The organism is Deinococcus sp., assembly GCF_025362455.1.
Lineage (GTDB): Bacteria > Deinococcota > Deinococci > Deinococcales > Deinococcaceae > Deinococcus.
Genome location: NZ_JANYGJ010000239.1, coordinates 1 through 13547, shown reverse-complemented (window position 1 = coordinate 13547; position 13547 = coordinate 1). Strand labels below are relative to the sequence as shown.

At 67.0% G+C, this 13547-nt stretch carries 5 protein-coding genes; 2 read left to right on the top strand and 3 right to left on the bottom strand.

Annotated features, from left to right (window positions below):
* Positions 1-621: amino acid permease (locus tag Q0R23_RS16690; RefSeq protein WP_293914825.1), on the bottom strand; the 621-nt coding region annotated here is incomplete at its 3' end.
* Positions 622-983: 362 nt separating this feature from the next.
* Between Q0R23_RS16690 and pulA the strand changes: the two genes are divergently transcribed.
* Positions 984-4007, top strand: a complete 3024-nt coding sequence (gene pulA / locus Q0R23_RS16685) for a pullulanase-type alpha-1,6-glucosidase (protein WP_293914823.1) — start codon at positions 984-986, stop codon at positions 4005-4007.
* A gap of 103 nt (positions 4008-4110) precedes the next feature.
* On the opposite strand, the gene Q0R23_RS16680 is transcribed toward pulA, so the two are convergent.
* On the bottom strand, positions 4111-8340 hold the full coding sequence (locus tag Q0R23_RS16680; protein WP_293914821.1) for an AAA family ATPase: 4230 nt from the start codon (positions 8338-8340) through the stop codon (positions 4111-4113).
* A 106-nt stretch (positions 8341-8446) separates the two neighbouring features.
* Positions 8447-9349 (bottom strand): cation diffusion facilitator family transporter, encoded by a 903-nt coding sequence (locus tag Q0R23_RS16675; RefSeq protein ID WP_293914819.1) that lies wholly within the window; start codon positions 9347-9349, stop codon positions 8447-8449.
* 568 nt (positions 9350-9917) lie between these two features.
* Here Q0R23_RS16675 and Q0R23_RS16670 point away from each other — a divergent pair.
* Positions 9918-13202: a UvrD-helicase domain-containing protein gene (locus Q0R23_RS16670; RefSeq protein ID WP_293914817.1), complete on the top strand. Its 3285-nt coding sequence runs from the start codon at positions 9918-9920 to the stop codon at positions 13200-13202.
* Positions 13203-13547: the final 345 nt, after the last annotated feature.

Sequence of the window (13547 nt, the reverse complement as noted above, 5' to 3'; positions counted from 1 at the left end):
CGCCACGGCGAAGATCAGGTAGCCGCTCAGGTCGGTCAGGCGGGTGGTGAGCCGGATGCCGAAATGGTTGACCAGCGCCTGGATCACCGTGAAGCTGATGACAAAGGTCGCCTGCGTCCCGATGTTGTCGCTCAATCTGAGCGCCTTGCCGAAGGCCCCGATCACGAAGAAGTAGGTGCCGACGTTGATGGCCCCCAGCACCGTCACCAGCCCAATCAGGTTGAGCCAGGCGGTCAGCCAGCCCCAGCCGCGCCCGCCCAGCACGCTGCCCCAGTGGTACAGGCCGCCCGCCGTCGGATAGGCGCTGGCAATCTGGGCCATGCCCAGCGCGAAGAGCAGGCTGATCAGGCAGCCCAGCGGCCAGCCCAGGCCGATGCTGGCCCCGCCCACGCTGCTGATGCCCTGCCCCAGCGAGTTGATGCCGCCCGACAGGATACAGATGATCGAAAACGAGATGGCGAAGTTGGAGAAGCCCTTCATGCGGCGCGACAGCTCCTGCTTGTAGCCCATGGCGGCCAGCACGGCCTCGTCGGCGCTGGGGGCGGCGGGGTGGGGAGCGGTGGCGTTGGGAGCGGCAGCGTTGGGGGCGGCGTTTGTTCCGGAACGGGGGTCGCGGCTCAAGAAATCACACTCCTGTCTGGGGAAGGACCAGCGGGCACGCACAACGAAGCTCCAACACCGGGCCTGCTGGTACCCAAGCTCAATGTTTGGTGAAGTATACAGGCAGGCCGACCTGACTCCACCGCTCGACGGTGAGGAATCAGGTTTGGGACACAACGCGCCGCGTTCAGGGAAGTCAGCTCTGTCTGGACGCCCGGCGCGGCAAGCCTCTTGCGCAAACCGGCGTTCAGTCGAAACCCACCGAATCGGTATCAGACCAGTACAGATCACGCCCCGGCACCCCGTCGCCGTTCACACAGACTTCATCTTCGGCGTTCCAGACAGGCTCCAGCTCACAGGGGCGGGTTATGATCGGCCCCACCATGACCAGACTTTCAAAGCCCAGATTGGGCCACTTCGGCGTGTTGGCCTTCAGCACCCTGCTGCTCTCCAGCTTTCTGCTGGCGCCCGCCGCCGCCCAGGCCACCGAACCGGGGGCTATTCCGGCAGGCAACGTCCGCATCAACTACTCCCGCCCCGACGGCCAGTACGGCGGCTGGGGCCTGCACCTCTGGGACGGCGCCAAGGTGCCCACCGAGTGGACCAAGCCCCTGGCCCAGACCGGCAAAAGCAGCTCCGGCGCCTACTGGGACGTGCCCACCGCCCAGGGCTGGACCAAGCTGAATTTTATCATCCACAGGGGCGACGACAAGGACCCCGGCCCGGACATGAGCGTCGCCGACAACAAGGCAACCGAGGTGTGGGTGCTCAGCGGCCAGAATAAGGTGTATGCCCAGAAGCCCGATACCAGCGTGCAGAATGCGGGCGACGTGACCAAGGCCCAGGCGTTTTTTCTGACCCGCAATTTGATTGCCGTCAAGCCCGCGCTGCTGGAGAACGGGGCGCTGCTGAATCTGCATGGCAGCCCGGAGGCGGCCCTCAAGCTGGCGGCGGCGGGCGTCACGGGCGGCACCTCTCTTCCGCTGATCGCTATTGACGGCGGCCTGACCCCGGCCCTCAAGGCCAAATACCCCTACCTGAGCGGCTACGCCCTGGTCTCGGTGCGCCCGGAGGAGCAGGCCCAGGTCGAAACGCTGCTGCGCGGCCAACTGCTGTTGAGCAGCGAGACGCCCGCTGGCAAGGTGCAGGACGTGACCGGCGTTCAGCTCCCCGGCGTGCTGGACGACCTCTACACCTACGCCGGACCGCTGGGCGTGAGCTGGGCGGCGGGCAAACCGACCCTGCGGCTGTGGGCACCCACCGCTCAGGCGGTCAAAGTGTACGTCGGCGATCAGGCGCTGGCGCTGACACGCGGCGACAAGGGCGTCTGGAGCGTGAGCGGCGACGCCAGTTGGAAAGGCAAGCCCTACGACTACCAGGTCAAGGTCTACGCGCCCAGCACCCAGAAGATCGAGACGAACCGGGTCAGCGATCCGTATGCGCTATTTCTGACCAGGGACAGTACCAGGGGCGTGCTCGGCGACCTGGCCGACGCGGCGCACAAGCCCGCTGGCTGGGACGCCTTAAAGAAACCGGCGCTGAATTCGGTCTCCGAGCTGAACTTCTACGAGTTGCACCTGCGCGACTTTTCAATCATCGACGGCACGGTGCCCGCTCCTCAGCGCGGCACGTACCTGGCCTTCACCCAGAGCGGCAGCGCGGGCATGAAGCACCTGAAGACGCTGGCGGCGGCGGGCCTCAAGGCGGTCCATCTGCTGCCGACCTTCGACATCGCGTCTGTGCCCAAAGACAAGGCGAGCTGGAAGGCCACGCCCGACCTCAGCAAGCTGCCGCCCGACAGCGAGGCTCAGCAGGCAGCCGTCAAAGCCGTGCAGGACGCCGACGGCTACAACTGGGGCTACGATCCGCTGCATTACGCGGCGCCGGAGGGCACCTACGCGGTCAACCCCGACGAGCGCACCAAAGAGTACCGACAGATGGTCATGGCGCTGAACGGCGCTGGCCTGCGTATGGTGCAGGACGTGGTGTTCAACCACACCGCCAGCAGTGGTCAGGCACCGAGCAGCATCCTGGACAAGACCGTGCCCGGCTACTACCAGCGGCTGAACCTGGACGGCGGCGTGGAGAATTCCACCTGTTGCAGCAACACCGCCACCGAGCACGCCATGATGCGCAGGCTGATGATCGACACCGTGCTGATGTACGCCACCCAGTACAAGATCGACGGCTTCCGCTTCGATCTGATGGGTCATCATCTGGTCGCCGACATGGCGGCGCTGCGCAAATCGCTCGACGCGCTGACGCCCGCTCAAGACGGCGTGGACGGCAAAAAGATCTACCTCTACGGCGAGGGCTGGGACTTCGGTGAGGTCGCCAAGAACGCTCGCGGCGTGAACGCGACCCAGATCAATATGTACGGCCAGGGCGTCGGCACCTTCAACGACCGCATCCGCGACGCCGTGCGCGGCGGCAATCCGTTCGGGGGCCTTCAGGACCAGGGCTTCGCCACCGGCCTGGTCACGCTGCCCAATGGCAAGAAGCAGAACGCCGACAGTGCTGAGAACCGGGCCAAGCTGCTGCACCTCACCGACCAGCTCAGGGTCGGCCTGACCGGCAATTTGCGCGATTACAAACTGGTCGACATGACCGGCAGGGCAGTGACCGGCGCCCAGATCGACTACAACGGCACGCCCACCGGCTACGCGGCTAGTCCCCGCGAGGCCATCAGCTACGCCAGCGCCCACGACAACCAGACGCTGTTCGACGCGGTGCTGCTCAAGGCCCCGGCAGGCGCCACCACCGCCCAGCGCGTGCGGATGCAGAACCTGGCGCAGAGCCTGATCTGGCTGGGTCAGGGCCTGCCCTTCATGCAGGCGGGCGACGAGCTGCTGCGCAGCAAATCCTTCGACACCGACAGCTACAACTCCGGCGACCAGTTCAACGCCCTGGACTGGACCGGCGCGGACAACGGCTTCGGGCACGGCCTGCCGCCGCAGGAAAAAAACGGCGCCAACTGGCCGCTCTACAAGCCGCTGCTGGCGAACAGAGCGCTGAGGCCCACTGCCGCAGATGCCAATCAGGCGTACTCGCATCTGCAAGACCTGCTGAAGATCCGCGCCAGCTCGCCGCTGTTCAGAATGGAGACGGGCGCCCAGGTCCAGCAGAATCTGAGTTTCCTGAACACTGGCCCCCAGCAGCTTCCCGGTGTGATCGTGATGCGCCTGAAGGGCGGCAGCGCCCCCTACCGCGACCTGGTGGTGGTGTTCAACGCCAGCGGCAAGGCGGTGGAGTTTATGGACGCCAGCCTGGCGCCGCTGAAACTCAGCCTGCACCCGGTCCTGGCCACCAGCTCGGATAGCGTGGTCAGGGCCAGCAAGGTCACGGGCAATACCCTGAGCGTGCCTGCCCTGACGACGGCGGTGTTCGTCGGGAAGTCAATGGAATAAAATGCAATAGAAACAGCCGCCCGGCGCAAACTGGGCGGCTTTTCTATCTGGAGGTATCTGGAGGTATCTGGAGGTTCCATACCCCGCAGGCACCGTGCCGCCATCAGCCTGGGGGCCGTCGCAGCGCCGCCAGGTCGCGTTTGATGGTTGCGGCGGCGCAGCCCAGCAGCCGGGCCAGGTCGGTCACGCGGGGTGCGGCGCCCTGCTGCCGGGCCTCAAGTAGCAGGCGGGAGAGGCGGGCGCGGCGCCGGGTGGCGCCGGAGAGCAGCAGCAGGTCTTCGGGGGCCTCCAGGGTCAGCAGGGCGTCGATACCGGGAGCGGCGCTCACAGCAGCGCCCCGGCAGGCAGGCAGCGCCACCCGGACGCGGCGCAGTCGGCGCTCCTGCCAGTCGCGCGTCAGGTCGCGCCATTCGGGCACGCGGGCCAGGCTCAGGTCGCGTTCGGGCAGACCGTCCAGCACCTCGCTCAGCTCGCGGTGGGCGTGGTCCAGGGCGGCGGCGGACTCGCTGAGGCGACCCAGCGCCTCCAGCGCCCGTGAGCGCAGGTGGTGCAGCTCCGGCATCAGGCGCGGCTCGGTCTCACCGCCCTGCTCCTCACCCTGGCTGGCATGCAGACTGGTCTCGATCAGGTCCAGCGCCTCGGCGGCCCGGCCCATTCTCAGCAGCGCGGCGCCCATCTGGCCGTCGTATTCACCGGTCATGCCGGGCATCCCCAGCGCCTCGATTTCAGGGCGCAGGGCGGCGAACGCCTCCACCGAAGCGGCGTCACCGCGCTGGGTTCGCAACCGGGCGGCGGCCCAGCGCGACAGCAGTTCGCAGGGAGGATCGCCCGCCTGCGCCGCCAACACCCGACTGCGCCCTGCGATGCTCAGCGCGGCGCCGTAATCGCCCTGCTGGACGGCCATGTACATCCGGGCATCGAGGTTGAACCACTGACCCCGCGCGTTGCCGGTGCGTTCAAAGTAAGCGTCGGTGATCTCCAGTTGGGCCTGCGCCGCCTCCCAGTACCCAAGCTGGATGACCAGCAGCCCGGTCAGGCTGCGCCGGGTATACATCTCACGCACACGGTCGCCGCTAGCTACGAACAGCTCCAGGGCCTCCCCATAGAGCTTCAGGGCCTGGGCCAGATGGTTACGGTCCGCCTCCATCCAGGCCAGGTTGTGCAGGCTCCTGCCCGCGCCGACCAGCGAACCGGTGGCGCGGTGCGTCTCCAGCGCCCGGAGCTGATAAGCCCGTGAGCGGGCACGCTGGTTGCGGGAGTCCTCGATCACCGCCAGGGAGCCGAGCGCATCGGCCAGCCCCAGCCGGTCACCCAGGGCCTCGAAGCCCGCCAGCGCTTCCTGAAGGTGAGCGGCGGCCTCCGGGCGGGCCAGGGACATCTCGTCGCCGCCCAGGCTGAACAGCGCCCGCGCACAGGCCGCGTCGTCGCCCAGCTCTCGCCACAGCGCCGCCGCCTGGGCGCCGTGCGCTACGGCTTCCTCGTAGCGCCCATGCGCCGATAAAATAGCCCGCAGACTGCTCAGCGCCTGCGCCACCGCCAGCCGCTGACCGAGGGCCAGGCCCTGGTCGCGCACCCACATCGCCAGCGCCAGCGCTTCCTCGACCCCATGCCCATCAGTCCGGCCAGCTTCACCCTGGGCACCGTCACCTTGAGCACCTTCAAGCTGGGCACGGTCAACCTGGGCACCCTTGCTCATCAGCTCAGCGCGGCGCGTTTCCAGATGCAGGGCCGAGGCACTGCCCGGCGCCGAGTGGGCCAGCAAGGCCTCCAGGTCGCGGGCCTGGGCGGCCAGGTCGCCCGCCACCTGGTTGGCCTGCCAGCGCAGCTCCAGAGCCTGTGCTAACTGTTCGGGGGCGAATTGCTCAGGGAGTAGGGCACCGCGCAGGAGGTCATCGTCCAACAGCAGGGAAAGTTGAACCAGAACCGCCCGGTAGTCGTGCAGGCTGCGGGCGTGCTGAGCCGCCGCCAGCAGTAACGGCGCCGCTCGAAGCCAGTCTCCGGCGGCCAGGAAATGCCGGGCGACCACCGCCGGGTTGTATGGGGCTGCGTTCTGGTGCATCCGGCGCCGCAGCACCTCGGCGATGCGGGCGTGGTGGGCCACGCAGACAGCCGTAGCGAGTTCGGCGACCACCGCGCCGCGCAGCAGATCGTGGGCGACGGCGTAGGTGCCTGAGCGCCGTTCCAGCCAGCGCCGCCGGACCAGCAGGTCCAGGTCCGGCGCCGAGTCGGCGCCCAGGCCAGCCGCCTCCAGCAGCACGCCCGGCGGGGCAGGCTCGGCCATCAACGCGGCGACTTCCAGCAGCGCACGGGGCGCCCGCGCCAGCCGGACCAGGCGGCCCACCACCGCCGAGCGCAGGCCCGCACTGATCGGCAGCGCACTGATCGGCAGCGCACTGTTCAGCCCCGCATTGATCGGCAGCGCCGCGCCGGGCAGCGCCTCCAGGCGCCAGACGCCGCCGCCTCGCCGCAGCGCCCCGCTTTCGGCGACGGCCCGCAGGGTTTCGAGCAGATACAGCGGGTGGCCGCCACTTTCGTGGGCCAGCCGGGCCGCCAGCGCACTCAAACCAGGCACACTCAGGTCCAGGGCGCTCAAGCCGCCGCCGAGATCCAGGCTGGCGCGGACCAGATGGGTGGCCGCCTGCGGACTCAGCGGCTCCAGGCTCAGGCGACCACTACCCGGCGCGGCGTCGAGGGCTTGCAGCACCGCCCAGACCTCCTCACGCTCGCGGGCCGCTTCGGGCCGGTAGGCCAGCACCAGGCTCAGGCTGGCCACCGGGCGCTCGGCCAGGCTGCGCAGCACCTCCAGGCTGCCCTCGTCGAGCCAGTGCAGATCGTCGACGATCAGCAGCCAGGGACCGGACGCCGCCAGCGCGTGCAGCACCCGACGTAAACCCTCGCGCAGCCGCTGCCATTCGCCGCGCAGCCACTCTTCCGTAGGCACCAAAACCTGTCTGGGCAAGCTGGCCGTGCGTAACCCGCCCGCCGGAACAAGCGTGGCAGCGTTCACAGGATCAGTGCCGTGAAGACCGGGGATCAGGCCAGACAGCAGCGGCGCCACCGCCGCCAGCCAGATGGGCTCCAGGCGCCCTGAAAGTTCGGTGGCCCGCGCCGGGGTCAGCGCGTCGGCCAGGGCGCGGCGCAGCGCCCCGAACGGCCCGGCAGCCGCACGCTCGCTGCCCTGAACCCACAGCACCTCGGTGCCGCGCCACTGGGCGTCGGTGACCAGCTCGCGCAGCAGCCGGGTCTTGCCCAGGCCACCTTCGCCTTCCAGCAGCAGCGCCGAGCCGTCCAGATAGGGTTGGTGCGGGCGGGAGCGGTCCAGCACCGAGAGCAGTCTGGCCCGCTCCCGCTCACGCCCGATCAGCGGGGCTTCCAGCAGGCCGGGGGCGGGTGCGGCGTCTGTGATTGGGCGGCTCAGGCTGCGGCCCAGACGCTCACGCAGCGCCTGGGTCTCAGAGTCAGGTAGGCTGCCCAGCTCGGCCTGAAGTGCCGCGCTCAGCCGGGTGTAGGCCGCGTGCGCCTCGGTGGGGCGGCCCAGGCTGGCGGCCAGGCGCATCACGGCGCGGTGGGCGTCCTCGCTGATCGGATCGGCGGCGGCCCAGCGCAGGGCTGCTTCGAGGGCCGCCTGGGTGTCTTGCTCCCCGAACGCCTGGGTCAGCGCCTCCAGGGTCCGCAGATACAGCGCCTGCAAGGCCCGGCGCTCCTCGGTCAGCCAGTCGTCGTCCCAGCCGGGCAGCAGCTCGCCCCGGTAGAGCGCGGTGGCGGCCTGCCTATTTTCCAGCGCGTGGTCACCCGGCAACTGGTCGCCCGGCAACTGGTCGCCCGACCACTGGTCGCCCGGCAACGGTGTGGACGTGGAGAGCCGTGCGGGCGCAGACGGGAGTGCGGGCGCCAGCAGCGACCGGAACTGCGCGGCGTCCACCACCAGGCCAGCCGGGCCTGTTCTCCGGTCCAGACCCGTATCCAGACGCAGGCCCGTATCCAGATGCAAACACAGCCGCTCCGAATCGGCTTCCAGAACGCCCCGCAACTCCGGCAGCGCCTGGCGGGTCAGCCACAGCACCTGCGACAGCGAACGCCGGGCACGCTCCAGCGGCGCGTCCGGCCACAGCAGGGCCAGCAGGCAGGTCCGCGTGACCGGCTGACCGGCCCGCAAACCCAGGTACGCCAGCAGCCTGCGGGCCGGGCGCGAGGGCAGCCGCACCTCGGTTTGCCCCTGAGCAGTGCCGCGCCACAGGCGAAAGCCGCCCAGCAACTCCAGCCGCAGTTCTGGCCGGGGTGCAGTCGGTGAATCTGCACCTGCCGGGACTGGTGCTACCGAGGGCTGGATCATCGGCCAAAGGTCTCAGGCGGGCGTGGGCCGGGGTGCATGAGCCAGTATAAAGCCGGGGCACTGGCCGCGAGTCATCTGCTCGGTGAGCGGAGGCAATCTGAACCCACTACAACACCAGCACGCCGTGGTGCTTGGCCTTTTCCTGCGGCTCGACGTGAATGGTCACGTTGGCGCCCTCCACCACCGTCTGAATGGCGTCTTCCAGGCGGTCACAGATGTCGTGGGCTTCCTGCACGCTCATCTCGCCGGGCACCACCAGATGAAACTCGATGAAGGTCACGGCCCCGGCGTTGCGGGTCCGCAGGTCGTGGGCCTCCAGGGCGCCCTCGGCGTGCTCGCTCATGGCCTGGCGGATGGTGCGCTCGGTACCAGGGTCCACGGCGGCGTCCATCAGACCGCCCACGCTGTCGCGGACCAGGCCGTAGCCGCTCCACAGAATATTCAGCGCCACCAGCATGGCCAGCAGCGGATCGAGGATAAACCAGCCGCTCAGTTTGGCCAGGACCACCCCGCCGAGCACCCCCACGCTGGTCACCACGTCGGACATGACGTGTTTACCATCGGCGATGAGGGCCGGGGAACGCCGCTCACGGCCAATTTGCAACAGCACCCTGGCCCACACCAGATTGATGACGCTGGCCCCGCCGCTGATGAGCAGTCCCAGCAGCGGCGCCTCCACGCTGCGCGGGTGCCGGAACACCGGCAGCGCCGCCCAGACGATGCTCACGGCGGCCAGCACGATCAGCACGCCCTCGGTCACCGCCGAGAAATACTCGGCCTTGCTGTGGCCGTAGGGATGCCCGGCGTCGGCGGGCCGGGCGCTCAGCCGCAGCGCGAAGTAGGCGCCCAGGGCCGCCACCACGTTGATGGTGCTCTCCAGCGCGTCGGAGTACAGCGCCACACTGCCGGTGGTCAGGTACGCCAGCGCCTTGAGCCCCAGCACCAGCAGCGCCACCAGCACGCTCTGAAGGGCGGTGCGGGTGAGGCTGGAAGGGCCGGAAACGGACACTGGCTCAGGGTAGCAGGGATGTGGGGACGTGGGGAGGCGAATGCGAAGAATGTTGTACTGGTTTTGGGGTCGCTCGTTATTGACCCCTCTGCTGTGCAGCTCTTCGAGTCCGTCTGCTTCGCAGCCACCTTCCCTCAAAAGGAGGCAACAGCGCTAGAGAGTGTCTGAGCGAATGTTTTCGGCTCCCCTTGAGGGGCTCAGTGATGCACGCAAGTCTCTCATCTTCGTTGCTACGACGACTTTCGCCAGATATCTTTTTCCTTGAACCGCGCTGGGAGAGCGTTTGCGCTACCCCTCTCCCAGCCTCTCCCGCAGGGGGAGAGGAGCCAAAAACGCTGCGTTCATCGGTGTCGCTAAGTTTATGAGAGATACGTGCATCACTGAGCATTGAGGGGGGCTTCCGCGTAACAGGTGGGGGGTTGTTGCCCTGGGTATTTGCCATTCAGAACAACGAAAAACCAATCTTTCCCCCACTTCCCACTCCCCACAACCCGCGCACCCTGCACCGCCTCCCGCTTCACGGATTGACCCCTTCTGCCCACAGCGTAATCCGCGCTAGACTACTCGGATGACGGGCCGCGACCTCTTAGCTGAACTCAACCCCAACCAGGCCGAGGCTGCCGCCCACTTCGAAGGCCCCGCGCTGGTCATCGCCGGAGCGGGCAGCGGCAAGACCCGCACGCTGATCTACCGCATCGCGCATCTGATTCAAGCTCGCGGCGTGGAGCCGGGGCAGATTCTGGCCGTGACCTTCACCAACAAAGCCGCCGCCGAGATGCGCCTTCGGGCCTCGCACCTGATTACCGGCTCGGAGCGGCTGTGGATGAGCACCTTCCACTCGGCGGGGGTGCGGATTCTGCGGGCCTACGGCGAATACATCGGGCTGGGGCGCGGCTTTGTCATCTACGACGACGACGACCAGCTCGACGTGCTCAAGGAGATCATGGGCAGCCTGCCCGGCATAGGTCCAGACACGCACCCCCGCGTGCTGCGCGGCATCGTGGACCGGGCCAAGAGCAACCTGCGCACGCCGGGCGACCTGGACCGCAACCCGGAGCCGTATATCAGCGGCCTTCCCCGCGAGGCCGCCGCCGAGGGCTTCCGGCGCTACGAGGCCCGCAAGAAAGCCCAGAACGCCATCGACTTCGGGGATTTGATTACCGAAACCGTGCGACTGTTTCAGGAAGTGCCAGGCGTGCTGGCGAAGGTGCAGGACCGTGCCCGCTTCATTCACGTGGACGAGTATCAGGATACGAACAAGGCTCAGTATGAACTGACACGGCTGTTGGCTTCGAGGGATCGTAATTTGCTTGTCGTTGGAGACCCAGACCAGTGTTTACCGCCTGGCACGATGATCTGCACGCCAAGCGGCGAACGGGCGATTGAAACTCTGGCGGAGGGCGAAACCGTCTGCGGGACTGGCGGCAGCCAGAACCTAAGCACCGGACAGATCACCTACGTCAAACGCGGCCACTATGACGGGCCACTCTGGCAGGTCGAAGCAGGGAGCAGCACCCTGCGCGGTACGCCGCACCACATCGTGCTGGCGCGGCATGAGCCGATGGCGGGGCAGTGGTACGTCTACCTGATGCACCGCGAGGACCGGGGCTACCGGGTCGGGTTAACGATGGGCGCACGGGTCAACAGCGAGGGGCAGACCGACTACGGCTACCGGGTACGGCTCAACCAGGAACACGGCGATAAGGTCTGGGTGCTGCGAATCTGTGACTCTAGGGCGGAGGCGTCGTACTGGGAAGCGCTCTACGCGGCGCGCTACGGCTTGCCGACGGCACTCTTTCATGGTGTGGGACGCAACCTGGCGATGAACGAGGAGCTGCTGAGCCGCCTGTTCCGTGAACTCGACACGGCGACCGGCGCCCGGCGGCTGATGAGCGACCTGCATCTTCATCCAGAATTTCCGCACCACCGGCCACAGAACGGCCTGCGGCGTCAGAGCGTCAACCTGATCATGTTCTCGGACTTCCGGCATGGCCTGGTGGGCTACCACCGCATCCAGTGGAGCAGCAACCGGGAAGACGTGGCGGCCCGGCTGCTGGCGGCAGGCCATCAGGTCAGGGGCAACGGCAAAGGGCGCGGCGGCTACCGCCTGGAGATCAGCCGCAAGGACTACACCGAGGCGCTGGAACTGGCTCAGCAACTGGCCCACGATGGTGGTTTGGAATTGCAGCGTAAAGCCTGTGTGGGCGGCCAGATGTACAGCTTCCAGCCGCTCTCGCACCTGCATCCTGGCATGAAGGTGCTGGTTCAGACGGAGGGCCAGTTGAGCGAGGCGAGCGTATCCAGCGTGTCACAGGAGCAGTACAGCGGCCCGGTATACGACCTGACCATCAGCCCACTGCACACGTACATTGCCAACGGCCTCCTCGTCCACAACAGCATCTATAAATTCAGAGGCGCTGACATTCAGAACATCCTCGATTTTCAGAAAGACTACCAGGATGCCAAAGTCTACAAGCTCGAACACAACTACCGCTCCAGCGCCCGCGTGCTGGGACTGGCCAATATCCTGATCGAGAACAACACCGAGCGGCTGGAGAAGACCCTGAAAGCCGTGAAAGAAGATGGCCTTCCCGTCATGTTCCACCGGGCCAATGACCACCGGGGCGAGGGCGATTTCGTGGCCGAGTGGGTCACGCGGCTGCACGGCGAGGGCCAGCCGTTCGCCAAGATGGCGATTTTATATCGCACCAACGCCCAGTCGCGCGTCATCGAGGAGTCATTGCGGCGCGTCTCGATTCCGGCCAAGATCGTCGGCGGCGTGGGCTTTTACGACCGGCGCGAGATCAGGGACATCCTGGCCTACGCCCGCCTCAGCATCAACCCGGCGGACGACGTGGCCCTGCGGCGCATCATCGGGCGACCCAAGCGCGGCATCGGCGACACGGCACTCGACAAGCTGCTGAGCTGGGCACAGATGAACGGCGCGTCGATGCTGACCGCCTGCGCCAACGCCGAGGCCGTGCTGGAGCGCGGCGCGGCCAAAGCCAGCGAGTTCGCCGCGCTGATGGGTACGTTTGCCGAGGCCGCCGAGAACTACCTGCCCGGCCCCTTCCTGAAATTCCTGATCGAGTCGAGCGGCTACCTGGATCTGCTGCGCCAGGAAGGTCAGGAAGGCCAGGTCCGGCTGGAGAACCTCGAAGAACTCGTCAGCGCTGCCCAGGAGTGGAGCGAGGAGAACGAAGGGGGCATCGCCGAGTTTCTGGACGACGCCGCGCTGCTGTCGAGCGTGGACGACATGCGGACCAAAATCGAGAATAAGGACGCCCCCGAAGACGCCGTGACCCTGATGACCCTGCACAACGCCAAGGGCCTGGAATTTCCCAGCGTCTTTATCGTGGGCGTCGAGGAAGGGCTGCTGCCCAGCCGCAACAGTCTGAACGAGGCGGGCGGCATCGAGGAGGAGCGCAGACTGTTCTACGTCGGCATCACGCGGGCGATGGACCGGCTGTTTCTGAGCGCGGCGCAAAACCGGATGCAGTATGGCAAGACCAACAGCGCCGAGGACAGCCGTTTTCTGGAAGAACTGGGCGGCGGTTTTGACACGGTAGACACCTTCGGGCGCGTGGTGGACTACAAGCAGAAGACCTGGCGCGACTTCAGGCCAGACAGTGCAGTGGCGAGGCTCAGCACGCCCAGCGCCGTCAAAAACACCAGCCCGCTGACGGGTGAACTGGCCTACCGGGGCGGCGAGAAGGTCAAGCACCCCAAATTCGGTGAGGGTCAGGTGCTGGCCGTGGCGGGCGTCGGCGAACGCCAGGAAGTCACGGTACATTTCGGCACGGCGGGTACGAAGAAGTTGATCGTGAAGTTTGCGAATCTGAGCCCGGCGTAAACAGAAGTACTGAGGAGAATCGTTTACATATTCCCCTTCCTTCTCAGTACTTATATGAGATTAAAATGATTCTAGAGCCCTCGCCTTTGACCCCTCGCCCCCTGCGGGAGAGGGGCCTTGCGCAGCAAGGGGGTGAGGGGGCGACCGTGCAGCCCCAAAGACAGATGCTCAGTATCCGCTCAGCTTCAGCATCGGCGCGGTGATGCCCGGCTGGCTCTGGCTGGTCGCGTTCGACATAGACCTGGTGCGGCCCGCACTCAGCATCAACGTCTGAATGGCAGGAGTCGTCGCGCCCGGATTGGCCTGGCGAGCCAGGGCGGCGGCTCCGGCCAGGATCGGCGCCGC